Source organism: Chromohalobacter marismortui, assembly GCF_004364315.1.
GTDB classification, from domain to species: domain Bacteria; phylum Pseudomonadota; class Gammaproteobacteria; order Pseudomonadales; family Halomonadaceae; genus Chromohalobacter; species Chromohalobacter marismortui.
Genome location: NZ_SOBR01000006.1, coordinates 68,289 through 92,368 on the forward strand (window position 1 = coordinate 68,289; position 24,080 = coordinate 92,368).

General features: G+C 61.3%; 26 protein-coding genes. 10 read left to right on the top strand and 16 right to left on the bottom strand.

The features are described 5' to 3' along the window. Nucleotides 1-138 precede the first annotated feature (138 nt). Nucleotides 139-471 (bottom strand): YkvA family protein, encoded by a 333-nt coding sequence (locus C8E00_RS12905; protein WP_133697934.1) that lies wholly within the window; start codon nt 469-471, stop codon nt 139-141. 135 nt (nt 472-606) lie between these two features. Between C8E00_RS12905 and C8E00_RS12910 the strand changes: the two genes are divergently transcribed. Further along, nucleotides 607-2,595, top strand: a complete 1,989-nt coding sequence (locus C8E00_RS12910; protein WP_133697935.1) for a transglycosylase SLT domain-containing protein — start codon at nt 607-609, stop codon at nt 2,593-2,595. 54 nt (nt 2,596-2,649) lie between these two features. Here C8E00_RS12910 and C8E00_RS12915 read toward each other — a convergent pair whose 3' ends face one another. The 3 genes from C8E00_RS12915 to C8E00_RS12925 form a co-directional block, all read right to left on the bottom strand. Then, nucleotides 2,650-3,291, bottom strand: a complete 642-nt coding sequence (locus C8E00_RS12915; protein ID WP_133697936.1) for a LysE family translocator — start codon at nt 3,289-3,291, stop codon at nt 2,650-2,652. An 80-nt stretch (nt 3,292-3,371) separates the two neighbouring features. Next, nucleotides 3,372-3,947, bottom strand: coding sequence for an exopolysaccharide biosynthesis protein (locus tag C8E00_RS12920; RefSeq protein ID WP_133697937.1), 576 nt, complete (start codon nt 3,945-3,947; stop codon nt 3,372-3,374). Between the two features lie 60 nt (nt 3,948-4,007). After that, nucleotides 4,008-4,430, bottom strand: coding sequence for an NINE protein (locus tag C8E00_RS12925; RefSeq protein ID WP_133697938.1), 423 nt, complete (start codon nt 4,428-4,430; stop codon nt 4,008-4,010). Nucleotides 4,431-4,891: 461 nt separating this feature from the next. Here C8E00_RS12925 and C8E00_RS12930 point away from each other — a divergent pair, with 461 nt between their 5' ends. After that, a complete protein-coding gene (locus tag C8E00_RS12930; RefSeq protein ID WP_133697939.1) occupies nt 4,892-5,098 on the top strand; it encodes a cold-shock protein in 207 nt (68 codons plus the stop codon). A gap of 99 nt (nt 5,099-5,197) precedes the next feature. Here C8E00_RS12930 and C8E00_RS12935 read toward each other — a convergent pair whose 3' ends face one another. The 4 genes from C8E00_RS12935 to C8E00_RS12950 all read right to left on the bottom strand — a co-directional run bounded on the left by C8E00_RS12935 (nt 5,198) and on the right by C8E00_RS12950 (nt 8,357). Continuing rightward, nucleotides 5,198-5,593, bottom strand: a complete 396-nt coding sequence (locus C8E00_RS12935) for a prolipoprotein diacylglyceryl transferase (protein WP_133697940.1) — start codon at nt 5,591-5,593, stop codon at nt 5,198-5,200. 225 nt (nt 5,594-5,818) lie between these two features. Further along, entirely contained in the window at nt 5,819-6,766 is a 948-nt protein-coding gene (gene yegS / locus C8E00_RS12940) for a lipid kinase YegS (RefSeq protein WP_133697941.1), read from the bottom strand. A gap of 72 nt (nt 6,767-6,838) precedes the next feature. After that, on the bottom strand, nt 6,839-7,129 hold the full coding sequence (locus C8E00_RS12945) for a YciI family protein (RefSeq protein WP_133697942.1): 291 nt from the start codon (nt 7,127-7,129) through the stop codon (nt 6,839-6,841). 58 nt (nt 7,130-7,187) lie between these two features. Continuing rightward, nucleotides 7,188-8,357: a multidrug effflux MFS transporter gene (locus tag C8E00_RS12950; RefSeq protein WP_133697943.1), complete on the bottom strand. Its 1,170-nt coding sequence runs from the start codon at nt 8,355-8,357 to the stop codon at nt 7,188-7,190. A 181-nt stretch (nt 8,358-8,538) separates the two neighbouring features. On the opposite strand from C8E00_RS12950, the gene C8E00_RS12955 reads away from it, so the two are divergent. Both C8E00_RS12955 and C8E00_RS12960 read left to right on the top strand, forming a co-directional pair. Next, a complete protein-coding gene (locus C8E00_RS12955) occupies nt 8,539-9,210 on the top strand; it encodes a hypothetical protein (RefSeq protein WP_133697944.1) in 672 nt (223 codons plus the stop codon). Between the two features lie 14 nt (nt 9,211-9,224). Then, nucleotides 9,225-9,791, top strand: a complete 567-nt coding sequence (locus tag C8E00_RS12960; protein WP_133697945.1) for a FlgO family outer membrane protein — start codon at nt 9,225-9,227, stop codon at nt 9,789-9,791. Nucleotides 9,792-9,856: 65 nt separating this feature from the next. On the opposite strand, the gene C8E00_RS12965 is transcribed toward C8E00_RS12960, so the two are convergent. Continuing rightward, nucleotides 9,857-10,552 carry an MgtC/SapB family protein gene (locus tag C8E00_RS12965; RefSeq protein ID WP_133697946.1) on the bottom strand — a complete coding sequence of 232 codons (696 nt, stop codon included), beginning with the start codon at nt 10,550-10,552 and terminating at the stop codon, nt 9,857-9,859. Between the two features lie 110 nt (nt 10,553-10,662). Here C8E00_RS12965 and C8E00_RS12970 point away from each other — a divergent pair, with 110 nt between their 5' ends. Together C8E00_RS12970 and C8E00_RS12975 are read left to right on the top strand one after the other, a co-directional pair. Continuing rightward, the gene (locus C8E00_RS12970) at nt 10,663-11,499 is read left to right on the top strand and encodes a formate/nitrite transporter family protein (protein ID WP_133697947.1); all 837 of its coding nucleotides are present in this window, start codon (nt 10,663-10,665) and stop codon (nt 11,497-11,499) included. A gap of 239 nt (nt 11,500-11,738) precedes the next feature. Next, nucleotides 11,739-12,719: a tripartite tricarboxylate transporter substrate binding protein gene (locus C8E00_RS12975; RefSeq protein ID WP_133697948.1), complete on the top strand. Its 981-nt coding sequence runs from the start codon at nt 11,739-11,741 to the stop codon at nt 12,717-12,719. A 59-nt stretch (nt 12,720-12,778) separates the two neighbouring features. On the opposite strand, the gene C8E00_RS12980 is transcribed toward C8E00_RS12975, so the two are convergent. After that, nucleotides 12,779-14,470: a 2-isopropylmalate synthase gene (locus C8E00_RS12980; RefSeq protein ID WP_133697949.1), complete on the bottom strand. Its 1,692-nt coding sequence runs from the start codon at nt 14,468-14,470 to the stop codon at nt 12,779-12,781. 319 nt (nt 14,471-14,789) lie between these two features. Here C8E00_RS12980 and C8E00_RS12985 point away from each other — a divergent pair, with 319 nt between their 5' ends. From C8E00_RS12985 to C8E00_RS12995, 3 genes are all read left to right on the top strand, one after another. After that, nucleotides 14,790-15,299, top strand: a complete 510-nt coding sequence (locus C8E00_RS12985) for an Lrp/AsnC family transcriptional regulator (protein ID WP_133697950.1) — start codon at nt 14,790-14,792, stop codon at nt 15,297-15,299. A gap of 96 nt (nt 15,300-15,395) precedes the next feature. Further along, entirely contained in the window at nt 15,396-16,166 is a 771-nt protein-coding gene (locus C8E00_RS12990; RefSeq protein WP_133697951.1) for an HpcH/HpaI aldolase family protein, read from the top strand. Between the two features lie 59 nt (nt 16,167-16,225). Continuing rightward, nucleotides 16,226-16,837 carry a hypothetical protein gene (locus tag C8E00_RS12995; protein WP_133697952.1) on the top strand — a complete coding sequence of 204 codons (612 nt, stop codon included), beginning with the start codon at nt 16,226-16,228 and terminating at the stop codon, nt 16,835-16,837. Between the two features lie 52 nt (nt 16,838-16,889). On the opposite strand, the gene C8E00_RS13000 is transcribed toward C8E00_RS12995, so the two are convergent. Both C8E00_RS13000 and C8E00_RS13005 read right to left on the bottom strand, forming a co-directional pair. After that, a complete protein-coding gene (locus C8E00_RS13000; RefSeq protein ID WP_133697953.1) occupies nt 16,890-17,093 on the bottom strand; it encodes a putative motility protein in 204 nt (67 codons plus the stop codon). A 192-nt stretch (nt 17,094-17,285) separates the two neighbouring features. Beyond that, nucleotides 17,286-17,555 (bottom strand): DUF1127 domain-containing protein, encoded by a 270-nt coding sequence (locus C8E00_RS13005; protein WP_133697954.1) that lies wholly within the window; start codon nt 17,553-17,555, stop codon nt 17,286-17,288. Between the two features lie 436 nt (nt 17,556-17,991). Here C8E00_RS13005 and C8E00_RS13010 point away from each other — a divergent pair, with 436 nt between their 5' ends. Continuing rightward, nucleotides 17,992-18,285 carry a hypothetical protein gene (locus C8E00_RS13010; RefSeq protein WP_133697955.1) on the top strand — a complete coding sequence of 98 codons (294 nt, stop codon included), beginning with the start codon at nt 17,992-17,994 and terminating at the stop codon, nt 18,283-18,285. A gap of 142 nt (nt 18,286-18,427) precedes the next feature. Here the strand turns inward: C8E00_RS13010 and pepN are convergent, their stop codons facing one another. The 4 genes from pepN to C8E00_RS13030 all read right to left on the bottom strand — a co-directional run bounded on the left by pepN (nt 18,428) and on the right by C8E00_RS13030 (nt 24,079). After that, nucleotides 18,428-21,067, bottom strand: coding sequence for an aminopeptidase N (pepN, locus tag C8E00_RS13015; RefSeq protein ID WP_133697956.1), 2,640 nt, complete (start codon nt 21,065-21,067; stop codon nt 18,428-18,430). Nucleotides 21,068-21,211: 144 nt separating this feature from the next. Beyond that, nucleotides 21,212-21,646 (bottom strand): YbaN family protein, encoded by a 435-nt coding sequence (locus C8E00_RS13020; protein ID WP_133697957.1) that lies wholly within the window; start codon nt 21,644-21,646, stop codon nt 21,212-21,214. Nucleotides 21,647-21,900: 254 nt separating this feature from the next. After that, entirely contained in the window at nt 21,901-23,463 is a 1,563-nt protein-coding gene (locus tag C8E00_RS13025) for an AMP-binding protein (RefSeq protein ID WP_133697958.1), read from the bottom strand. Between the two features lie 130 nt (nt 23,464-23,593). Next, nucleotides 23,594-24,079 (bottom strand): YajQ family cyclic di-GMP-binding protein, encoded by a 486-nt coding sequence (locus tag C8E00_RS13030; protein WP_133697959.1) that lies wholly within the window; start codon nt 24,077-24,079, stop codon nt 23,594-23,596. Between the last annotated feature and the right edge of the window lies 1 nt (nt 24,080).

The following is a 24,080-nucleotide window of genomic DNA, read 5'->3' on the forward strand; positions in this document are numbered from 1 at the left end:
GAGAAAGGTGACGACAGATGTCGTCATGCGCACCGATATGGGGGCCGCGCGAGACTTTTCAAGCGCTTGAGGTCACGCATCCGTATGACCCGACCCGACGTTCTCCCTTCAACTCCGCATGGAAATGACACCGCTGTCTCAAGGCGCGGCATCGGGAGGCTCCATGCCCTTCCAACGCCGGTAAGGCGCAAGCGAGCGATCGACACGCGTCAGCAACCAGCCGACGATGAAGACGTCATCGATGACCCCGATGAGCATCAAAACGTCGGGAATGATATCGAACGGCATGATCAGATACGCCAGCGCCACTGCCATCCAGCCACACGCCGCCCAAGGCACGGGGCGATAGCGACCAATGATCACGTCACCTAGCATGGGAACGAACACGCGTAGCGCTCGAGCGATACGCGTCAACGCGCCGCCACGCTGCTTCAACCGTGACCACATGGCCAGTCCTCGCATGAATTTCATGGAATGCCTCCTTGGCAGTGCGTTCTTGCTGGCGTCACCCGGGGTGTCGTTTTTCGGCAACACTACCCAAGGCGGGTTCCCTGAGCGAGGATGATCGCATCATTATTCCGCCAGGCAAGCAAGGAGACAGGCAAGATGCCCGCATCACGATTTCGTCGTCGTGGGATGACATTACTCTCGGCGATAACGCTGAGTCTGGCGCTTCACACCATCGGCGCCCAGGCACAATCCGACATGCAGACGCTGGCGCCCGAGGATCGAGCCATGAAGGACGCCCTCGATGCGGCCCGAGCGCATCGATGGTCACGCATCGATGACGCCGCCATCGACAATCACGTGTTAGCGGGTTATGTGGAATACCATCGCCTTAAATCACGCTTGCCGAATGTCACGGCGGTAGAAGTGCAACGTTATCTGTCACGCTATGCCGACTCCCCCCTGTCCAACTGGATGCGAGGGCAGGCACAGATCGCCTTCGGCCGCGCAGGACGCTTCGATGACGTGCTGGCCATCAGCGATGGCGAACCCCCGGGCACCATTCGCCAATGTTACTACTATACGGCGTTGCTCGACCGTGCCCCCGAGAAAGCGGCCGAGGGGGGACGAGTGCTATGGAACGTCGGCGACTCGCAACCCAGTGAATGTAACCCGCTTTTCGACACCCTGCGTCAACGTGGCGCCATCGACGATAACGATATCTGGACGCGTCTGACGCTTGCCTGGCAGAACGGCGAAAGTCGCCTGGTCGATTACCTGGCCGGTTTCCTCGGTCCCCAATGGCAGACCGGTATCGCGGCACTCGAGCGCCTGCGCAGCAACTACGCCGCCATCACCGACGTGCCCACCCGTATCGGCCCTTCGGGAGAGGGCGCCGGGGCCCTCTTCGCCGCGGCCATGCACAACTTCACGCGCGCCGATACGGAAGCCGCGCTTGAAGCCTGGCGCAAGATCGCCCCGCACCTCACGCTCAGCGAGACCCGACGCCATGCAATAGAGCATGACCTGGCGTTCTATTCCATGGTCCGCGAGATCGACAACAACGCCGGCTGGGTCGACGACGTCCTGCCTGCTCTCGCGGATACCGACTTGTACGAACTGCGCGTCCGCAAGGCATTGGCGTCACGTCACTGGGGCGAGGTCATCGAGTGGATCGATGCCATGCCGCAGGACACGCGGCAAGAGGCACATTGGCAATACTGGCTGGGCCGAGCACTGCAGCAGCGTGGCGATACCCAGGCCGCAGAAAATGCCTGGCGGCTGGCGTCCCAAGAACGTAGCTTCTTTGCTTACGCCGCGGCCGACAGGCTGGGTCGGCCATATGACCTCGACATGAACATGCCTGACTTGACGCCCCTGCAAAAGGAACTGGTCGCCATGCGGCCCGTCGTCAAACGCAGTGAAGCGCTGCGGCGCATTGGCGAACGTGGTCTCGCGCGTAGCGAATGGTTCCATGCCATCAAGCAAGCCAGTGCGACCGAAGCTGCCGCGCTCAACGCCTACGCCCTCGATCAAGGCTGGTTTAATCTCTCCATACATGGCGCGATTATCGCTGAGCAATGGGATGCGCTCGATTGGCGCTTCCCTCCCGCCGCCTACCGGGATGCGTTCACCACCTGGGGCCGGCGCAATGGTGTCGATCCCTACCTGCTGATGGCAATTTCGCGGCGGGAGAGCGCCTTCAACCGACAAGCGGTTTCACCGGTCGGGGCGCGTGGACTCATGCAGTTGATGCCAAGCACCGCCGATCATGTCAGCCGTCAATTGGATATCGATGCGCCGAGCCTCGGTGAACTCTTCGAGCCCACCACCAACATCCGCTTGGGAAGCGCCTATATCCGCGACATGATGGAACGTTATCGGGGCAACCGTATCGCAGCGGCAGCAGCCTACAATGCCGGCCCCGGCCGGGTCGATCGCTGGCTGCGCGATTCGCCCGATGCGTTCGATCTCTTCGTCGAAAGCATTCCCTTCCATGAAACTCGCGCGTACGTGCAGGCCGTGCTGACCTACCGGGTCATTTTCGAGAGCCTGGCCAAGCAAGGCGATACGCAAGGCGTTGCGCTATTGACCCAGGCCGAACGCGAAGGCGCCTACGACGCCACGCTCTTGGCGCGCAATCCCTGACTGCAGGCACCGACGCCCTGGCCTACGGGGCGTCGGTGCATGGCTCAGGCGTGCTCAGGGACGCTGTGTCAGTGCCAACTTGATACCGAAGAGTACCAACACCGTGCCGGTGGCACCTTCCAGCATGCGTGACACCCAACGCTTGGCCAGCCATCTGGCGGCACTCCCGACCATCAACACGATGCCGATCTGCCAGAGATTGGCGATCACGAAGTGAATGCCCGCCAACCACAACGACTTGACCAACGCCGGGTCTCCCGGTGCGATGAACTGAGGCAAAAACGCCATGTAGAACACAACCGTCTTGGGATTGAGCACATTGGAGAGAAAGCCTTCACGCAACGGTATCCAGACGCTTACACGTTCCTTATGAACGCCCATGTCGGCCATCGGCAAGCTGCCGCCGCGGCGCGCACTGGCCAGGCTCCTGACGCCCAACCAGATCAAGTATCCCGCGCCGAGCAGCTTGAGTACGTTAAAGGCCCATGCCGACTGCAGCAGGATCAGCGAGATGCCAAGCGCCGAGACGGTGGCATGCACGAACAGTCCGGAGCAGATGGCCAAGCTGGTCAGTACGCCATCACGCACGCCGCCGCGCGACGTATTGCGAATGACGAGCAGCGTATCCACGCCCGGCGTCAGAGTGAGCAATGTGATCGCAACCAAAAACGACCAGAACTGGGTGTCTAAGAACATAGCTGTTTCCTGAATGGACGCGTGGTACGCCACGCTAGCGCGTGCCCGCTACTCGACCTATTCCGCGGTACCCGGCGCGTCTACCAAAGCCAGACGCCACATAAGGCCATCCCCAGCGTGACCAGCAACCCGATCAAGAGCAACAGGCCATCGTCTGCGGCCATGCCCAGCCCGAGAATCGTGACCGCCAATGCCGGCATCGCCGCCGCGAAAGGGAGCAGTTCCAAGGGAATCATGCTCAACGACAACAGCATGACGATAACCGCCACGAATCGGTACGCGGCGGGTTGTTGCAAGATCGTCAAGCGTTGTGCCAACAACTTGTCGATGCGCACTGTCCAAGGACGCGCCCTTTCAATCGCGCGATGCAACTTGGCATGACTGACTCCCCGTTCGCGGAGTCTTCTCGGCAACCATGGCGATGGCCGTCCACACAACTGCTGCACGGCCACCAACGCGATGAACATGCCACATAATGATGGCACGCCTGGGATGGCCCCCGTGGGTAACAAGGCAATCAACGCCGGCAATGCAATCAAGGGGCCGAAACCACGCGAACGAAACGTCTCGACGACGTCCTGCAGGCGGACGGTCTTGCCGCCATTGGCCTCGTCGAGCGTTTCCAGTAACTCGGTCAAACGGATGCGCGATTCCATGCGCCATGTCTCCTTGGGAACGGCAGCCAACGTCCGTTAACGGTAGTGGGAAGCATGCTGTCAGCCGAACAGGCCACGCTTGGCATGTTTCATCGAGATTTGATCATTAAGCGTCCAGAAATCATACAGAACGCCCAACAAGAACAGCCCACCGGTGACGAGATACAACAACCCGGTCAGCCATTTCCCCATATACATGCGGTGTAGCCCGAAGACGCCCAGAAACGTCAGCAATACCCAGGACACCGTGTAACTGGTCGGCCCCGCCCGGAAACGCATATCCGCCTGACGGTCCATCAGCGGAATCAGGAAGAAGTCGATCAACCAGCCAACGCCCAACAAGCCTAGCGTGAAGAACCAGATCGTACCGGTAATGGGCTTGCCATAGTAGAAACGATGCGAGCCGGTGAAGCCGAATATCCACAGCAGATAGCCTACGACCTTGCTATGTGTATCGTTCGCGGCGACGACGGTATGTGACACGTGACAATCCTCCAAAATGAAGCCAGCGCGACCCGCACCCGTGCCCGGGTGCGCAATCACCATGACAGACCCCCATGTTGCGCCAATGTCGCCGCCGCGCCATTGGCGCTGACCGCGTGGTAGCGCGTACTCGCCGTGCGGCCTTTAGCGTCGACATGATGCTCTCCATCAAGACATCATGCATGACTTACGGCACGCGCACATTGACGTTCTGGACGCCCCCGAGTTTTCGATCTATGGTGCATATGCGGCGCATGATACCGGGAAAAGGCCTTCGGTAAGAAGCTTGACGCCTACTCCAGGCTCATGCATGCTCCGCTGCGTAGGTTTGCAAGTCGAATGTCGTCAGCTGCTAATCGAATTCTCGATGTCCCTTGCGCATTCCCTCCTTGTATTACCCACGTACCATGGTCGCCGATGGGTCGGCCTGCATCACTACTTCGCAAGTTAAGGAATTCGAAATGGCAACTGGCACGGTCAAATGGTTCAACGACACCAAAGGCTACGGCTTCATCTCTCCGGAAGATGGTGGCGATGACCTGTTCGCACACTTCTCCGAGATTCAGGCCGAGGGCTTCAAAACGCTGCAGGATGGCCAAAAAGTGAGCTTTGAGGTCACGCAGGGCAAGAAAGGTCTGCAGGCGTCCAACATCAAGGTGGTCGACTAACGTCGACACCCAGGCGGTCGTGAGACCGGCACCGGACTCCGAACGCATGAGCCCACCGTCAGGTGGGCTCTTTTGTCTGCGTTTCATCCCATTTCAGGATTAATTGGCATTGTCGGCCGCCTTATCCATCTCGTCGGCAGCCTCATCCATTTCTTCAGCCGCCTGGTCGGTCATTTCATCGGCCGCCTGTTGTGCGTCGGTCGCAGCGTCACTCAACTCATCGCCGGCCTGCTCAAGGGCTTGAGCCGTATTTTCCTGGGCGTTGTCGAGTGCTTCCCCCGTCTCGTTCATGGCTTCAGACGTCTCGTCCGCCACGTCACTGCTCATGTCCTGTACTTCATCACTCGCTTCATCAGCGGCTTGCTGGACTTCTTCAACGGCCTGTTCACTATTATCGGCCGCTTCCTGCGCCGTGTCGTCACCACTATCGCAGGCCGCCAGGCCCAGTGCCATCACCAATGCCAAGGCACTCATCATTCCTTGCTTATACGTCATTCTATCACTCCTTGAATCGCTCATCAGCGCCGCAAGACGGCACCTTCCTTGACGCCCATGAGGCTATACAAGGCTCATGGGACGAATGTGGCAAGCCCTGGGGCTGGATGCGCCGCCGACCTCGGCGGGCACATACTCACGACAACGATATGCGGCTTTCTAGCCTGCTTTCCAACTGTCGGCGCCTTGAGACACCTCGCTGCCGATATCGCGTGACAGCATGCGTCAGCTGCCAGCACTCCCATGCGAGAGCAGCATGGAGGACGCAGGCACGGCCAGGGCAAGCGCTCCGGGCACCAACTCGGCACGAAAACGCTTGTGGAAGCACGGCTCGCCGTCGAGATTCAGCGGCAAGGCCGCCTCCCCCTCGAACTCCACCCAAGGTACCTGCAAGTATTCGACGAATTCACCGCTTTCGGGAAGATTTTCGAGTTCGTCGATCAGCTGCTTCATTTCCCTTAGCGACGTGAAATGGCGCACCATGAGCAATTCCATTAACCCGTCATCGACCTTGGCCAACGGCGCCAGCTGCTGACCGCCTCCGGCCTGGCTCCCATTGCCGAGCGCAAGCAAGAACAAGGGAATGTTTCGCTCGCCCTCGGGGAGCCGCAGGCACCCTCGGTAGGGCTGGTAATTCCAGGCCTTGAGCATCCCCATCAGCGAGTAGGCGCCGCCTCCCAAGAGGCGCTTGAGAGGGGCAGGCGTCGAGTTGGTGATCTGGGCGCCGAAGCCACCGGAGGCAAGGTTGATGAAATAATCGCCCCCCAGACTGCCGACATCCACCATATGGGAGGTAGCATCCAGAGCCACGCGTAGCGCCTCCAGAGGCTCTAAAGGCAACTCCAGACCCCGCGCGAAGTCGTTGGCGCTGCCCAGGGGCAGAATGCCCAGGGCGGGACGCACTTCCGGCGCCAATCGCATCAGGCCACCGACGATCTCGTTGACCGTGCCATCACCGCCACCGGCAATGATGCGCTGAATACCCGCTTCACTGGCTTCCCGCGCCAGACGCACACCATCTCCAGCCTCCCAAGTCACCCGTACCGCTAAGTGGTGGCCCTCTTCGCGTACGCGCCCCACCGCCTCACGAACATCCGGTAGCTGGGCGGATTTGCCATTGAGAATCAGCCAAGCATCGCCGTCACGTGCGTCAGGCTGAAGAGCGTCACTCATCGCGTCATTATCCTCGTTCCTTGAGACACAACGGCCTCTCGTCTCGTCATGTGCATCGTGCACCTCCAGGCCTCATATTTCTTTGAGCACCTCGAAACCGCTACCCACCGTCGTCGGCAGGAATTCCTCGACCTGATATTGCGCCACTCCGGCGACGATAAAAGGGTCCTCGTCAAGCCAGGCCGTCAAACGCTCCCGCGAGGTCGCCCGGGCCAGGATGATACCACCGCTCGGCGGCGATTTACGCCCCGAGGCGATGAACACGCCACGCTCGAACCCTTCACGCACCCAGGCCATGTGCGCCATGCGATACGGCTCGACCGTGTCCGGATCGCCCACGTACTCCAATGATACGATGAACATGCCTGCTCCTTGATCTCTTCCCCGGGCACGCCGCTCGGCTACTCGTATCTTTATAAACTCATGCCGCCGGCGCAACTCGCCAGGATAACCACAGCAAAGGTGATACCAGTACGATACCGATCATTGCCAGGGCCCATTGCGGCGCCAACGGCGTCGCCAGCAGTAACGTGGCCAACAACGCACCACCGCCCAGTTGCAAGGCGCCCAGCAAGGCGGCCGCCGTCCCGGCACGCTCCCTGAACGGCTCGAGTGCCAGACTCGAGGCCGCGCCCAACGCCAATGAGAACCCGACGGAGAGCACCCCGATGGGCCCCATGAACCCCAGGGTCGAAAGCGGCAACGCCGTGACGATCAGCGCCTGAAGGATCCCCGAGACGACGATCAGTCCCAGCCCCAGGCGCACGGTCCCGACGCGCCCGAGACGATGGATGATACGGGGAGCAAAGAAAAACGCCATGATGTTGACCAGGGCGTTGGCACCGAACCACCCGCTGAACGCCAGTTCCGAAAGCCCCAGTTGATCCACGAGTATGACCGGCGCGCTCGACACATAGACCAGGATCGCCGACATGATGACGCCGGCCAAGCCGGCAAAATAGACGAAACGAACGCTGGTCAGCACCGGTCGATAGCGGGCCCAGTGATAAAGACGACGCTCGATGACCGTGTCCCGAGGCCGCGTCTCGGCGAAGCACCATGAGGCGGCCACGCCCAGCACCGCCGCAAAGGCGAACATGAACGCGAAGTTGCTGCGCCAACCGAAGGTGACCGCCAGGCTACCGCCAATGACCGGCGCCAACGCCGGGATGATGCACAGCGCACCGTTGAGATAACTGTATAACTTCGCGCCTTGCTCGGCGGTGAAGCAGTCACGGACCGCCGCGAAGGCAACCGTCATCGTCGCGCACGCCCCCAGGCCTTGCAGTACGCGCGAGACATAAAGCGGCCCGAGTGACGTCGCCGTCATGCCCACCAACGCGCCCAGCATGTAGATCACCACACCGCATAATAGCACCGGACGGCGCCCCAAGCGGTCGGTCAAAGGACCGACCATGATCTGTCCCAGGCCCACACTCAACAGCAACAATGTCACGGTGAATTGCAAGCGACTGAAGGGAGCGTCGAACGCTTCAGCCATCACCGTCAACGACGGCAGGTAGATGTCGATCGCCAGTGGCGACAACATCACGCAACCCACCAGCAAGGGAAGCAACCGGGCAACCGACATGGAACCTCCGCAGCAACAAAAGAACGCCACCTTACCCCGTACAGGCCAGGATGCAATACGCTTCCCGTCGCCATGCTACCCCGAGCCTAAAGTTGAACTTCCTGCCGCCGATATCTCCCTTCAGGGCAGCGCGTGAGCCAGTACCTTGTGTCCGCCGATCATTCAACGAACAGGAATCGCCATGTCATTCCGCACCTGGGGAGTCGTGCTAAGCGCCGTCCTATTGGGCGGCTGCTTCGAGGTCAATACCTCGCAGGCCCCCATCGCCACGACCTATCCGATCAGTGAGCAGCAGCGCATGCAGGCCGCGCATCATTGGGAGGTGCTTGCCAAACACGAGGCGCGCGAGATCATTGCCAAGCGCGACTTGTGGGGCAAATCGCTGTATGTCGAGAAGCAGGAGCGGGAAACCGCCTTCAGTCGTGGGTTTCGCTCGCTACTCACCAGCGCGCTGGTACAACAAGGCGCCATCGTCAGCACCGAGCCCGACGCCAGCGCACATGTCACCTTCGACGTGCAGGTCATCCGCCATGAAGGCCGCGGTTTCATACGACCGCCCAGAGGGGCCCTGACAGCGCTGGCCACAGGCATCGCCGTGGCGACCATTCCGTTCAATAACTGGACCGAACCCGCCTTGGGCCTCATTCCCGCCGCCGCGCTGGCCGACACCTTCAGTGGCAGTTGGACGTCCCCTAGCCCGGAGGAAGTCATCATCACGACTCAGGTCAGTCAGTACGATACGCTGCGTTACTCGTCCTCGAACCTGTATTACATCAATGCAGGCGACAGCGAGCATTACGGCGCGTCCCAAACCGGCGATCAGGCCGGCCTACCGCTATCATCCGACTGGTGAGGAGATCGCTCGACATGTCATCCGCCCCATACCGCACCGGGCGCCGTGCATGGCGCCTGCTGACACTGGCCAGCCTGGCGCTGATGCTTTCCGGCTGCAGCCTTCTCCCGAACCAGCAGGCGGCGGCCCCCGAACCCAGCATGCTGATGCGCGTCGACGACGCCGCCGACAAGCTTCTCGCCACCAGCAGCGAGCAACTCGGCAACCAGGCGCCGATCATCGCCACGACCTTCGTCAATGTCGATCAACTCGATCAATCGTCGACACTCGGACGCACACTGTCGGAAATGTTTACGTCGCAGCTCGTCCAGGGCGGCATGAACGTCATCGAGGTCAAGATGCGTGACAGTCTGTACATCGAGCAGGAGACCGGCGAACTGATTCTGTCACGCAACGTGCAACGCCTGAGCGATAACCACGATGCCAAGGCCGTGTTGCTGGGAACTTATGCGCAGGGCGAGAACACGCTCTTCGTCAACGCCCGACTGGTGCGCATCGCGGACCGTCATGTGCTGGGCGCCTCGAGTTTCGAGGTTCCTCTGGACAACGACATCAGGGCCTTGCTGCCATCTACCTGGTAAGCGTGATACGGCAACGTAACGCGCCCGCCGGCACCCAGCCGTCGATACTGGCGGCTTCAGCCTCTTCAATCGCTGGTCGGGGATAATCGAAACTCCCGCAGTGCCGGGTGATGGCGCAGGTCGGCGGCCAGCCGCGGGAGATAATCATGATCATGCGTGCGCAGCATCATGTGATATTCGAACTCGCGGCCTTCGTCGCGTGTGCGGTAGCTGAGACTTTCGATGTGAAATCGGTGCCGGCGCATCAGTTCGTGGACCTCCGGCTCGTCGAGTACCCGCTGACTGTCGAAGCGCAATATGCACCGCGCAAAGATACGGCTCGGCATACGTGACTCGACCAGCCGAAACAACGATAGGGTCAACAATGTCAGCATCGTGGCCGCCACCCCGGGGAGCCAAAAGCCAATGCCATAGAGGATACCTAGCGCCGACGTCATCCAGATCGACGCCGCCGTCGTCAGGCCGTGCACCGTCAACCCTTCCTTGAAAATCACCCCGGCGCCCAGAAAGCCGATGCCGGTCATGATGCCCTGCGCCATGCGCGTGGGATCGGTTCTAATCGTCTCCTCCGGCACTCCGCTGCCCAGCCATTGCCATTGATAGACGGTCACCAGCATCAATAACGCCGAGGCCACACAGACCAGCGCATGCGTGCGAAATCCTGCGGGACGCCCATGAAAGGTACGCTCCAGCCCGATCAGGCTTCCTGCCAGCCAGGCCGACCCCAAGTGCAACAATATCATCCCGGTGTCCACTGACATTCGCCTCTTCCCTCTACTGCGTTTTCGTCTATCGTGTCAGCATAGCGGCTGCCACTGTATCCCACCGAATCCACGGCAGTTTTTCATATTTCGACAGAAGGATTGTGCGCGTGAGCCAGCCCTCCAATCTCACACCACCCTGCCGGGTGGAAGAAGACGAACACGATTTGCATCTCAACGGCGGTCCCCGGCAATCACGCGCGGCAGCCGTCCATGAATCCATCCGCGAAGAAGGCGAAACGGAACTCAAACGCGCCGCGTCGGCATTGCTGTGGTCGGCGATCGCCGCCGGCCTGTCGATGAGCTTCTCCATGCTCGCCAAGGGATTGCTGCACGCACGGCTACCGGATAGCGACATCGGCTACCTGGTCGAGTCGCTGGGCTACACCATCGGGTTTCTCGTCGTGATCCTCGCCCGCCAGCAGCTCTTCACCGAAAATACCGTCACCGCAGTGCTGCCCGTGATGAGCACGCCACGCATCATGCAGTTTCTCAAGTTGCTGAGGCTTTGGGGTATCGTCCTCATCGGTAACCTGATGGGCGTGGCAATCTCCGCGTATGCGATCCTCTATATGCCTTTGTTCGACGCCGAGACTCACCACGCCTTTCTCAGCCTGGGCCATCACATCATGGCGAATACAGGTAGCCAGATGTTCGCCAAGGGCATCGTAGCCGGCTGGATGATCGCCACCATGGTCTGGTTGCTCCCCGCCGCCGGTGGCGCCAAGATCTGGGTCATCCTGATCGTCACCTACCTCGTCGCGCTGGGTGGGTTCACGCATATCATCGTCGGCTCCGCGGAAGTGATGTACCTGATGTTCGCCGGGCAAACCAGTCCAGGGGAATATCTCTTTCATTTCGCCTTGCCGACGCTGGCCGGCAACCTGATCGGCGGCACTTTCATCTTTGCCCTCATCAGCCACGCGCAGGTTCGCAGCGATTCCTGAGTGAGTGCCCGCTTGGCACGCCCGAGCATTCGGCGTGCCAAGCTCATCCATTCGTCTATGCCGTTTGACGCATCCTTACCGACGCAGCACCAACCAGTGCCCAGCCGCGCTTACTGATAAACAAAGGTTATCGACGCTTGGGGTTTCGGAATTAGCGCCGCGCCCGAGTGCCTGTTAAAGCTTAAATGGCTGATACCGCTCACCCGGCTTGACCGGATCGATGACGAGGGACAAGAACAATGGGACACGCCACACCACGCACACCGTATTGGCTTGCCGCGGCACTGGCCATGGGACTCGCCACCCCCGCGCTCGCCGATTACCCCGAGAAACCCATCACGCTGATCGTGCCCTGGGCCGCCGGCGGCGGCACCGACGCCACGGCACGCATTATCGCCAAGGCGCTCGAGGAAGAGCTCGGTGAAACCATCAATGTCGTCAACCGCACGGGCGGTAGCGGTGTCGTCGGGCATACCGCCATCGCGCGCGCCAAGCCGGATGGCTACACGCTCGGCCTCGGTACGGTCGAGATCAACATGATGCACTGGCAGGGCTTGACCGATCTCACCTACCAGGATTTCACCCCGATCGGCCAGATCAACTTCGATGCCGCCAGCCTCAGCGTGGCCGATGACGCCGACTACCAAGGCCTTGGCGATTTGATGACGGCCATCCGCGAAGCCCCGGCGGGCACCTTCACTGCCTCCGGCACCGGTTTGGGCGGTATTTGGCACGTCGCGCTGGGCGGGTTGCTGATGGATCTCGGCATGCCCGCCGACAAGGTTACCTGGGTGCCTAGCCAAGGGGCCGCTCCGGCGATGACCGAACTCGCGGCTGGCGGCGTCGACATCGCCGCCACGTCACTGCCCGAGGCGCGCTCGATGATCGAAGCCGGACGCGTTCGCAGCCTGGGCGTCATGGCCGAACACCCTTTGGAGCGCTTCCCCGATGTTCCGACCGTGGCCTCACAGGTGGACAGTGACTTCACCACCGGCGCCTGGCGCGGGGTCGTCGGCCCTCAAGGCATGCAAGATGCGCTCGTCGCCAAATTGGAAAGCGCCCTGCATGAGGCCTACCAAAGCGAGATGTATCAGTCATTCATGGCCAAACAAGGCTACGGGGTGCAGTGGAAGGACTCAGAGGCCTTCGGCACCTACATGAAAGAAAGCGACGCGCAATTCGGCGAGATCATGAAGGGAATCGGCCTCGCCAAGCAATAAGCGGCAATTCACGAGTCATGACCGCGCTCCCGGTCACGCGGTCATGACTCATGAGCCTGTTACGCCAGGGCCTGTGCCTCGGCCGCCAGCCCCGACGCCGCCCCCTCCTGCCCCGCACGATTGAGCGCGCTCAACACGGCCTTGAGCGACGCACTGACGGTGTCGCCGTCTTCGGCCATGCCACTGATGCGCTGTCCCGCCACATTGAGTTGCACGAAGGCAATCGCCACGGCATCGCTGCCCTCGCCGAGCGCATGCTCGCTGTAATCGACGACGCTCACCGATTGCCCGGTATGCGCCTGCCAAGCGCTCATGAACGCCGAAATGACACCATTGCCTTGCCCGTTCAAACGCACTGTCCGCTCGCCGTCGTTCAGCGATACCATCAAGCATTCGGCGTCGTCACGGTCCAACCGATAACCGTTCAGCGAGAGCGGTTCATGGCGGAAGAAGGTGTCGGTCAGCACGTCGCGAATCCGCTGGCTGGAGAGTTCGCCACTCACCGTCTCGCTCACCGCCTGCACCGCCGGAGCCAGCTCCAGCGCCATCCAGCGCGGCAGGCTGATACCGTAATCGCGCTCGAGCAGGAACGTCATGCCGCCCTTGCCCGACTGGCTGTTGACGCGAATCACCGCCTGGTAGTCGCGCCCGATGTCACGCGGGTCGATCGGCAGATACGCCACCTGCCACGGCTCGTCCGCTTGCTGCTTTCTGAGCGACTTGCGGATGGCGTCCTGGTGGCTGCCGGAAAATGCGGTATAGACCATTTCCCCCACCCAAGGATGGCGTGGATGCATGGGGATACCGGTACATTCCTGCACTACTTCGATGATCTCGTCGGGACGCGACAGATCGAGCTCGGGATCGATACCCTGGCTGTACAGATTCATCGCCAAGGTGACGATGTCCATGTTGCCGGTCCGCTCGCCATTGCCCAGCAACGTGCCTTCGACACGCTCGGCACCGGCCAGCAGGGCGAGCTCGGCGGACGCCACCGCACCGCCGCGGTCATTGTGGGTATGCACCGAGATGATCACGCTGTCACGGCGGCTGATATGCTGGCAGAAATACTCGATCTGATCGGCATGGTGATGCGGCCCTCCGACCTCGACCGTGGTCGGCAGATTGAGAATGCACTTGCTGTCGGGCGTCGGCTGCCAGACATCCATCACCGCCTCGCAGATGGCCAGCGAGAAGTCGATCTCGGTGCTGGAGAAACTCTCGGGCGTGTATTCGAAACGCCACTCGACCTCCGGATAGCGCGCGGCACATGCCTTCACCCAAGTAGCGCCCTGCACCGCGATATCGACGATGCCGGCGCGATCCATCTCGAACACGCGCTCGCGCTGCACGGTCGACGTGGAATTATACAAGTGCACGATGGCCCGCCTGGCGCCGACCAGCGACGCGAAGGTGCGCTCGATCAAATGCTCGCGGCATTGCACCAGCACGGCGATGGTGACGTCGTCGGGGATCTGGTCTTCCTCGATCAGCCAGCGCACGAAATCGTAATCGGGCTGACTGGCTGACGGAAAGCCGACCATGACCTCCTTGATGCCGACCTTGATGATCTGGTGCCACAGCCGCTGCTTCTGTTCGACGCTCATCGGTTCAAGCAGCGCCTGGTTGCCATCGCGCAGGTCCTCGCTGACCCAGGTCGGGGCCGCCACCAGATCACGATCCGGCCACTGACGGTGAAAGGCGGGCACTCGGGGAGCGGGGCGATACTTGCGATGGTCGAAGCGGCTCATGACAGGCGTCCTGCGAAAAATGAAGTGACGGAGCGCTACGATTCGACCGCTCGACCGGCAGGCGGTGACACGACCGAATCGTAGAAAGCGGAGCGTTTCCGGTAAGAAACGGGCACCGGGCCGGATCGGCATGAAGGTGCTGATAGCGCCGGCACTTGTGGTGCCGACGGTCTCGCGGGCCAGCCATCGCGGCGAGCCCATCGCTTGTGGCAATGCACATAGTTTACGTCGTCACACCCCGCAGGGGATTGCAAATTCGACCTTCATTCGCGTCACTTTTGGCATATAATTTTACCAAAACATCGTTAAGAGACATTTCATGCCAAACAGCAACTCCCCGGCCGCCAACGTGACGCTCGATCGCTACGATCGTCAGATACTCGACATTCTGCAACGCCACGGACGCATCAATAATCAGGAGCTGGCCGAACGCATCGGCCTGTCGCCCTCTCCCTGCCTGCGTCGCGTGCGGGCCCTGGAGGACAATGGCATGATCACCGGCTACCGTGCCCTGGTGGACGCCAAACGGTTGGGCCATAGCCTCACGGCGCTCTTGCATATCTCCATGGACCGGCATACACCGGAACGCTTCGCCAACTTCGAAGCCAAGGTCGCGGCACTGCCCCAGGTGCAGGAATGCCTGCTGATCACCGGCCAGGAGGCCGACTATCAGCTCAAGGTCGTGGTCCACGACATGGATGACTACCAGAACCTGCTGCTCAACCAAATCACGCGTATCGAAGGTGTCACCGGGGCGCATTCCAGTTTCGTCCTGCGCCGAGTCCTCGAGCACCGCCCAGTGCCCGCGTATTCGGATGCGCCACACTGACACCGCATATTAGACCCTGGTGCAATGGCTGGTTAACAGAAAGGCTGTTACGTTTTTTGCATGCAATAGTCATCTACCGACAACAGGACATGAGCCATGCAACTGCCCCGCAACCCCTTCAAGGCCTCCCTCACCGGCGATACCCGCTACGGCTGCTGGGCCGGCTTCGCCACTGCTTACGCCACGGAGATCCTCGCGACCACGGGCTTCGACTGGCTCTTGGTCGATGGCGAGCACGCGCCCAATACCGTGCCCACCATCCTCGCGCAGTTGCAGGCGCTGGCGCCCTATGCATGTGCAGCGGTCGTACGTGCCGTCAATCACGATCCGGCACTGATCAAGCAATTGCTCGATATCGGTACCCAGACGCTGATGATCCCCATGGTCGATACCGCCGATCAGGCGGCGCAACTGGTGGCCGCCACGCGTTACCCGCCACAGGGGTTTCGCGGCGTCGGCGGAGGCCTGACGCGCGCCACGCGCTGGGGCGAAGTGGAAGACTACATGGCGACAGCCCATGAAGAACTGTGCCTGATCGTGCAGGTGGAATCTCGCAGCGGGGTAGACAACGCCGAGGCCATCGCCGCCACCCCCGGCGTCGACGCCGTTTTCGTCGGCCCGTTCGATCTATCCACCGACATCGGGCATATCGGCAACCCCCATCACCCCGAGGTCCAGGCGATGATTCGACACACCCTGGACGCCACCCACGCCGCCGGAAAGGCCGCCGGCATTTTGGCGCCCGTCGAGGCGGACGCCAGACGCTATGCCGACTGGGGGTTCGATTTCATCGCCGTGGGCATCGATATCAGCCTGTTGCGACAAGCTGCCAAGGCGACCGTGTCACGCTACAAGGGCGCGGAATAGACTGATACGGTGTGAACGTTCGCTATCATGCAACTCGCTAACAAACTAAGAGTCCGCGCATGAAACGGAAATTCGTCGCGACCGCCATGGTGGCTGCATTGGGAGGCGCCATGACGCTTGCTGCCTGTACGTCCGAACCACGCAAAACACCGTCTCCCCCGACCAACGAAGAAACCACGGACTTCACGCTGTCGCCCTACCCCGTCAGGCTGCGCGCCGATGCCTCGCTCGAGCGTCTCACCGCGCCACAAACGGGGTACTTCGATACCGGCCACTGGCAGATCGCGGACGATGCCCCGGGCGAGCGTCTGATCACGCTGGCATTGCCGGGCTCCAACGACATCACGGCCGCGCACTGGCGCCTGGGTGCGAGCCATGACACTAAAGCGATCGCTCACTGTCTGACACCGCCACCCAATGCCCACCCGCGATCCACCGCGAGCATCGATGGTCATGATGTCCAGGCCTTCACGCTCGACGACGCCGGCATGAGCCACTTTCAACAAATTAGGGGCTACCGCGCCGTGGTCGCCGACACGTGCTATGCCATCGACCTGATCGTCAACGGCACCCGCGGCAACGTCTACGACCCACCTCGCGAGCCGCCTTTCTCCCCCGATCACGCCATGCAGCGCCTGCGCGAGATCAACGCAGGGCTCTCGCTGCCATGAAAATGCCGTGGCCAAAAGGCCACGGCATCGTTTTACCCTAGGCTTGCGGCGCTCAAGCGTAGGTATTGACCTGCGTGCCCACGGTGCCCGTCACGGCCAGCGACTGCTGCGGCGACACGGCCTCCATCAACTGCGACACGTGTGACGCCTGATTGTTGAGCGACTCCTTGAGCAGACTCGCCTGCGCCTGCTGCTCAGCATTGTGCTGTTGCAGCGCCATCGCAGTGCCCACGGCCGCGTTCACGGATGTATCCATGACACTTCCTCCTTGCTATGAATGAATGCGCTTTACGCCCTCATGTTATCGGCTAGGACGCTACAAACTTTCATTGCCGTCGGCCGAAAGCGCACGAATGACGGTTCAGCATGTACCAAGCGCGCCATGAAGGCCACTTCCCTCCACGACAACGACACTGGCCGCGACCGCCTCGGACAGCCGCGGCCACGTCTACGTCAGCGCCTCTCCACAGTGGGGACAGTAATCCGCCCGTGCGCGACGTGCCCCCGGTGGGGGCGTGCCCGTCATCGGCGCGTGGTCATCGTTTTCGAGCTGCAACGCCAGCGGCTCGAGCGGATGCACCACGCCCCCTTCACGGTACAATCCCATGTCGCGCAGCAAACGCGCGTCCAGGTGCGCCAAGTCATCGAATGTCTGACGATCACGGCGGTTCCGAGTCGCCGCTTGCTTCATTCCCCGAAGGATTTCCCTCAATGTCATCACGCGGTCTCCTGATCGAGGCCGAGATCCTGGCGGGAAACACAATCGAGGGGGGTGATCGAGTCTGGCCGCGTTAGGATCCGCGGCCAGTGGAGAGTTCAGTCGATGGCACACGGACAGGCACGGGCTCGCAGGTCATGATTCATGACTGCGCCGCTGTTGCCTGTCCACATGGCTTGCATCGGTGGCATATCGAACTGCCTCTCATTGGGTGAAAGAAGGCTGAATAAGCCTTCACTTATTATTTTTAGACCCCGCGAGACGCGCCGTCAAATCTCAGGACAAAACAAATCGCCCCACTGCCATGGATGTCTGCCCGAGCGGACGCCCCTGCCATCTCGTGCCGTTGCCGCATAGAATGACGGTCCCCGACCATGCCCCTTCATAGCGCATGGAGCGCCAGGCTCATACAAGCACGCTCACAAAAGGATGTGACATGCAGATCGACAGATTCTTCCATTGGCTCGGCGAGTTCCTCGGCGATGCCTTGCGCGTCGTGGTCGACGCACTCTCCACCCTGTTCGCGGGGCTGTGGGTCGCCATCGATCGTTTCTTCGACGGTCTCGCCGGCTCATTGGGCGTCGCCCCCTCGCTCATCAATCTGATCGTGCTGATCATCGGCGTGTGGATGCTTTACCGGGGCATCCGCGCGCTCGCCCGACGTGCCTTCGTCGGCGGTATCCTATGGCTGTTCCTCGGTCTGCTCGTGCTCGGCTGGCTCATCCGCTGAAGCCCTTTCTCTAGAGGACGTTCTCTTGGGCACCGTCCTCTGACATGCTTCGATACAACAGTCCACGCAAAACGTGCCCACGTAAAAACGCCGCTGCCAAGGCAGCGGCGTTTTGCCGTCACGTTCGTGCCACAGTCGGCGATCAGGCCTCGGCCAGTGCCTGCTCGACCATTTCAAAGACGTTGGGCGAGAGCTCCTCGGCACGAATGCGTTCGAGTTCGGCTTTCATCAACGCCTGACGCTGCTCGTCGAAGCGCTGCCAACGGGTCAGCGGGGTGATGATGCGCGCGGCGATCTCGGGATTGAGGCTGTTGAGCTCGATCACCACATCCGCCAGCAGGCGATACCCCTCACCGTCGAGCCGATGGAAGTTGATCCGGTTCTGCGCTGCGAAGGCACCGATCAGCGCGCGCACCTTGTTGGGATTCTTGAGCGAGAACAGCGGATGCGCCATCAGGTATTTGACGCGTTCCAGCACATCCGCCTGCGGGCGTGTGACCTGGATGGTGAACCACTGGTTCATCACCAACGGATCATGCGCCCATTTCTCGCCGAACGCCTTGAGCGCCGGTTCGGCGATGTCACTACGCGAGCTGTGTACCAACATCGTCAAGGCGGCGCGCACATCGGTCATGTTGTCCTCGGCGTCGACCTGTGCCTCGGCCAGTGACACGCCTTCATCGTCCTCGATGCTCATCAGGTATTCGAGCGCCACATTCTTCACCCGACGCCGTGCGATTTGCTCCGGCTCCGGCGCGTAAGGCGCGTCGCTGCGGTGGGCTTCATGAATGGCCAGGAACTCGTCGCGCAGGGCCGTGGCGAGCGACTGCTTGACGAAGACGCGCGCGGCGTGGATGGCATCCACATCGACCATCGGCTGCTGCTCGGCGATGTAGGCTTCCGAGGGCAGCGTCAGCATCTCGGCGAGCACTGCCTTGTCGTCGGTCTCGGTGGTCAACAGACGTCGATAGGCATCGATGACACGACTGTCCATGACCTTTTCAACCCCATTGCGATGCGCCGCAATGAGGTCGTCGAGAGCCAGCATGGTCAGCCGTTGTCCCGCGTCCCAGCGGTTGAAATCGTCCGCGTCGTGGGTCAGCAAAAAGGACAGTTCCTCGCGCGAATACGGATAGCGCAGGTAGACCGGCGCCGAGAAGCCGCGCAGCAGCGATGGCGTCGGCGCCTCGTCGATGTCGGTGAAGACATAGGTCTGTTCGCTGTCGCGCAGGTGCAGCACCGTCTCATGACCCAAGGCCTCGCCATTCAGCGTCAGCGATAGATCTCGTCCGGACTTGGTGCCCACCAGCCCCATGCGCACCGGGATATGCAGCGGCAGTTTCTCCGCCTGACCGGGCGTGGGTGGCGTACGCTGGGAAAGTCGCAAGTGATACTCGCACTTGGCGTAATCGTATTCGCCATGGGCGTCGATCTCCGGGGTGCCGGCTTGCGAATACCAGCGCATGAACTGGCTCAGGTCGAGCCCTGAGACTTCCGCCATGCAATCGACGAAATCCTCGATGGTCACCGCCTGGCCGTCGAAGCGTGCGAAGTACAGATCCGACCCCTGACGGAATGTCTCCCAACCGAGAAGGTGACGCAGCATGCGTACGATCTCGGCCCCCTTCTCGTAAATCGTCAGCGTATAGAAGTTGGAGATCTCGATATAATGGTCGGGACGCACCGGGTGTGCCGTGGGTCCGGCATCTTCGGCGAACTGCGCCGTGCGGAAGAAAGAGACGTCCTCGATGCGCTTGACCGGCGCGGAGTTGGTATCGGCGCTGAAGGTCTGGTCACGGAAGACCGTGAAGCCTTCCTTCAACGAGAGCTGGAACCAATCACGGCAGGTCACGCGGTTACCCGACCAGTTATGGAAATACTCGTGTGCCACGATGCCTTCCACACGCTGGAAGGCCGCGTCGGTGGCGGTCTGTGGATGCGTCAGCACCGCCACCGAGTTGAAGATATTGAGCCCCTTGTTCTCCATGGCGCCCATATTGAAGTCGTTGACGGCGACGATCATGAAGCGGTCGAGATCGTATTCGCGACCGTAGGTCTCTTCATCCCACTGCATGGCGCGCTTGAGCGAGGCCATGGCATGGTCGGTCTTGTCCAGGTTCTCCGGCTCGACCCAGATCTGCAAGGTGACGTCACGCCCGCTCATCGTGGTGAACCGATCCTCGACCTTCTCGAGCTTGCCCGCCACCAGGGCGAACAGATAACTCGGCTTGGGATGCGGGTCTTCCCACGTCACGAAGTGCCGGCCATTCGGCAACTCACCGCTTTCCACCGGATTGCCGTTGGAGAGCAGCACCGGCGCCTCGGTCTTGTCCCCGATCACCGTGGTGGAAAAGGTCGCCATGACGTCCGGGCGGTCGGGGTAGAAGGTGATCCGCCGAAAGCCTTCCGGTTCGCACTGGGTGCAGAACATGCCGCTGGACACATAAAGTCCCTCGAGGGCGGTATTGGCGGCCGGGTCGATCGACACCTCGGTATCCAGCAAAAAGCGCTCCGGCACGCTGGCGATGGTCAGCCCCTCGTCATCGACCTCGTACTCATCGGCCTGCAGCTCCTGCCCATCCACGGCAATGCGCACCAGCGACAGCTTGTCGCCGGCAAAGCGCAGCGGAAGTCCTGCCTCGCGCTCAGGGTGGCGCTCGACATGCAGGCGCGCCGTCACCGTGGTGGCCGAGGGGGCCAGGTCGAATTTCAGCTCGGTATGCGTCACCCGATAGGCGGGCGGCAGGTAATCCTTGAGATAGGTCGCTTGCGGTTCGGACATCGATCGACGCTCCTTGAGATCGGGGCATGCACTCGCCCCCAAGACATCGCCTCGCGCACAAAACGCGAGGGGCATGCCGGGCATTGTACGGCGTCCGATGGAGTCGGCTCAAAAGTGCGGGCTAGACCGCGCCTCGTCTGGTCCTCAGCGGGACTCCTGGCGCTGGCTGGAAGAGGATTCCTCGAAGGATGACAACACCGGGCACCGCCCCGGCGACGGTGTGGGGCGGGTCACGATCCATACCGCGATGCCCGCCAGACCCACGATCAACGCTACTCGCAGCGCGAGTGAATCGACCGTGAAGGCAATCACGCCCATCGAGACAGCCAGCATGGCGCATGCCATCCATTTGGCATGGCGGGGAATGGCGCGTTCGCGTTCCCAGGCGAGAATGGAGGGACCAAAGCGCGGATGACACCGAATCCAGTTGGCGAAACGCGGTGAGCTCTTCGAAGCCGCCCAGACCGCTACCAACATGAAGCACGTCGTCGGCATGACCGGCAAAAACAAACCGACCACCCCCAAAGAGAAGCTGACGCCAGCCAAGCAGATGAACAATAGTTTGCGTATATCGTACATGCGCCGCGCCACCTTGCCTTGATAGAGGGAAACGCCGAGCTTCACGCGAGATCGCTGGCAGGCATGGCGAAGCCCGACGCCACCTCTTTCATTAGAAGCCCGAATAGCGTATCCAGAGAAATCGTCCCTTGCTATCGAGGCGATTATCGCCAAGGACTGGACACGTGCGTTCATTCTAGCGCAAAGCGAGGGGCCAAGACCAAGGCGGCGGCCTCATCGGCTCACGATCACAAGCCTTCCTCCTGCAGTCGGCATCATCCCATCGTCACGTTGGCCTGCTGCGTCGGTGCGCCCTGCACCCCGGATGTTACGCTCTGCACGCGCAGCACGCGACGCAAGACCTTGCCCACTGGCGACTTGGGCAGCTCCTCGATGAAACGATAGCTACGTGGACACTTGAAGCGCGTCAGCCCGGCATCCAGACAATAGCTCCCGAGTTCCCGCTCATCGAGGGCGCTGCGTGCCTTGATGAATGCCGTCACCGCCTGCCCCCATTTTTCGTCGGGAAGACCCACCACCGCCACTTCCTCGATCTGCGGATGCAGCGACAGTACGTTTTCGATTTCCAGCGGACTGATGTTCTCGCCGCCGGAATTGATCAGGTCGTCGACGCGCCCGGTAACGAACAAATCCCCGTCGTCATCGAAATACCCGGTGTCTCCGGTGAAATACCACCCCTCCCTGACGGCTTTGTCATCCGCTTCGGGACACGCCCAGTAGCCTTCGAATGCCTCGTCCCCGCGCATGTCGGCGATGATTTCGCCTTCCGCACCGGGTGACACGCACATCTGCGGTGAGGTGGACCCGATCTTGATTATCCGCAACCGCTGGTTGAGCGCCGCACGTCCCGACGAACCCGGCTTATGGTTGGCATGCTGATCGACGGTCAAGGCATAAAGCTCCGAGCAGCCATACTGGTTGACGAACAGGCTGGGTTGGAAGGCGGCCTCGACGCGCGCGATCAGCCCTGCGCTCATCGGCGCGCCAGCAAAACCGACCTTGTCGATGCTGGCCACCCGATGCCGAGAGAACCCCGGCGCTTCGAGCAGCATGTGATAGAGCGTCGGCACCAGGTTGAGGCTCGTGACGCGCTCACGTTCGATGGCGTCAAGCGTCGCCTCCGGCTCGAACTTGGGGATGCACACGAAGCGTCCGTCGACCATCGCCATCGCCTGCAGCGCGCGTACGCCCGTGGCATGATAAAGCGGCATCACGCCCAGCACGGTCTCGTCATGGCGATACAGGTTCTGAGCCACGTACGCGGCCGTCGCGGCCCGCTCGACACGATGACGACGCGGTACGCCCTTGGGCCTGCCGGTAGTCCCCGAGGTATAGAGCATCATCGAGTAGTCGTCGGGCGTCGCCATCAGTAACGTGTCGCCGGTCGAGCCAAGCATCGAATCAAAGGCAATGGCGCTTGGCGGCATGGCAGTACCGACCACGATCTGCGGTATCCGATGAGCCTCGGCGCACGCCAGCACCGCCTCGGCGGCCGCATCGTCATAGGCGATGACCCCGGCCCCCGAATTCTTCAGATAGTAACGAATATCCAAGGCGGTCGAACGCCAGTTCACTGGTGTAGCAATGATGCCCGCAAACTGGCAGGCCCAGTACAGGGTGGCCATCTGCCAACGGTTATGCATCGCCATCAGCAGTCGATCACCCTTGCCGAGTCCCAGCCATCCGAGGTGACGCGCCACGCTCTGGATGTCCGCATACCACTGCGCGTAGGTCTTGTGCGTCCCGCCATCGCTGATCGCCACGGCATGCGGCCGCCGCTCGACCGTGGCAAGAAAGCCGCGTCCCAGGTCAAACATGTGCATTCCCCCCGTCGCTCGTTATGTTCTGTCGCGGTTGTTATGGCGATAGAATCGAGCGATGAGGGGCGAGCCGCAACGTCGGTCAAACGTTAGGTTGATGGCCATCAAGCCTGGGTGACAAAAGCGCTCAATCGCGAAAGTTCGTGTACTGGAGGGCCAGTTCGGGGCCGGCGTCGCTCTTGAGCAGCGCGATCGCCTGCTGCAGTTCGTCGCGCTTCTTGCCGGTGACGCGGACCTTGTCGCCCTGGATCTGCGCCTGCACCTTGAGCTTGGCCTCCTTCAAGCGCTTGACGATGTCCTTGCACTCCGGCTGTTCGAGCCCCTGCTTGAGCACGACCTCCTGATGCGCCCGCACGCCGCTCGTCACCGCTTCCTTGATGTCCATGCAGCGCGCGTCGATCCCGCGTGCGATCAGCTTGTTGCGCAGCACGTCGAGCATCTGCTTGAGCTGGAAGTCCACCTCGGCCTCGAGCGTCACCGTCTCGCCCTCCAGGGTGAAGCTCGCGGTCACGCCCCGGAAGTCGAAACGGGTCTGGATTTCGCGGTTGGCTTGGTCGACGGCATTGCTGGCTTCATGCTTGTCGAACTCGGAGACGATATCGAAAGACGGCATG

Bases quoted from the DNA above. Each gene is read 5' to 3' on its own strand.
- C8E00_RS12980 (WP_133697949.1), bottom strand. From the start codon at position 14,470: ATGAGCCGCTTCGACCATCGCAAGTATCGCCCCGCTCCCCGAGTGCCC.
- pepN (WP_133697956.1), bottom strand. From the start codon at position 21,067: ATGTCCGAACCGCAAGCGACCTATCTCAAGGATTACCTGCCGCCCGCC.
- C8E00_RS12955 (WP_133697944.1), top strand. From the start codon at position 8,539: ATGTCATTCCGCACCTGGGGAGTCGTGCTAAGCGCCGTCCTATTGGGC.
- C8E00_RS12975 (WP_133697948.1), top strand. From the start codon at position 11,739: ATGGGACACGCCACACCACGCACACCGTATTGGCTTGCCGCGGCACTG.
- C8E00_RS13025 (WP_133697958.1), bottom strand. From the start codon at position 23,463: ATGTTTGACCTGGGACGCGGCTTTCTTGCCACGGTCGAGCGGCGGCCG.
- C8E00_RS13030 (WP_133697959.1), bottom strand. From the start codon at position 24,079: ATGCCGTCTTTCGATATCGTCTCCGAGTTCGACAAGCATGAAGCCAGC.
- C8E00_RS13000 (WP_133697953.1), bottom strand. From the start codon at position 17,093: ATGGATACATCCGTGAACGCGGCCGTGGGCACTGCGATGGCGCTGCAA.
- C8E00_RS13010 (WP_133697955.1), top strand. From the start codon at position 17,992: ATGCAGATCGACAGATTCTTCCATTGGCTCGGCGAGTTCCTCGGCGAT.
- C8E00_RS12965 (WP_133697946.1), bottom strand. From the start codon at position 10,552: ATGTCAGTGGACACCGGGATGATATTGTTGCACTTGGGGTCGGCCTGG.
- C8E00_RS12985 (WP_133697950.1), top strand. From the start codon at position 14,790: ATGCCAAACAGCAACTCCCCGGCCGCCAACGTGACGCTCGATCGCTAC.
- C8E00_RS12945 (WP_133697942.1), bottom strand. From the start codon at position 7,129: ATGTTCATCGTATCATTGGAGTACGTGGGCGATCCGGACACGGTCGAG.
- yegS (WP_133697941.1), bottom strand. From the start codon at position 6,766: ATGAGTGACGCTCTTCAGCCTGACGCACGTGACGGCGATGCTTGGCTG.
- C8E00_RS12950 (WP_133697943.1), bottom strand. From the start codon at position 8,357: ATGTCGGTTGCCCGGTTGCTTCCCTTGCTGGTGGGTTGCGTGATGTTG.
- C8E00_RS12915 (WP_133697936.1), bottom strand. From the start codon at position 3,291: ATGTTCTTAGACACCCAGTTCTGGTCGTTTTTGGTTGCGATCACATTG.
- C8E00_RS12960 (WP_133697945.1), top strand. From the start codon at position 9,225: ATGTCATCCGCCCCATACCGCACCGGGCGCCGTGCATGGCGCCTGCTG.
- C8E00_RS13005 (WP_133697954.1), bottom strand. From the start codon at position 17,555: ATGACATTGAGGGAAATCCTTCGGGGAATGAAGCAAGCGGCGACTCGG.
- C8E00_RS12905 (WP_133697934.1), bottom strand. From the start codon at position 471: ATGAAATTCATGCGAGGACTGGCCATGTGGTCACGGTTGAAGCAGCGT.
- C8E00_RS12920 (WP_133697937.1), bottom strand. From the start codon at position 3,947: ATGGAATCGCGCATCCGTTTGACCGAGTTACTGGAAACGCTCGACGAG.
- C8E00_RS13020 (WP_133697957.1), bottom strand. From the start codon at position 21,646: ATGTACGATATACGCAAACTATTGTTCATCTGCTTGGCTGGCGTCAGC.
- C8E00_RS12930 (WP_133697939.1), top strand. From the start codon at position 4,892: ATGGCAACTGGCACGGTCAAATGGTTCAACGACACCAAAGGCTACGGC.
- C8E00_RS12935 (WP_133697940.1), bottom strand. From the start codon at position 5,593: ATGACGTATAAGCAAGGAATGATGAGTGCCTTGGCATTGGTGATGGCA.
- C8E00_RS12990 (WP_133697951.1), top strand. From the start codon at position 15,396: ATGCAACTGCCCCGCAACCCCTTCAAGGCCTCCCTCACCGGCGATACC.
- C8E00_RS12995 (WP_133697952.1), top strand. From the start codon at position 16,226: ATGAAACGGAAATTCGTCGCGACCGCCATGGTGGCTGCATTGGGAGGC.
- C8E00_RS12910 (WP_133697935.1), top strand. From the start codon at position 607: ATGCCCGCATCACGATTTCGTCGTCGTGGGATGACATTACTCTCGGCG.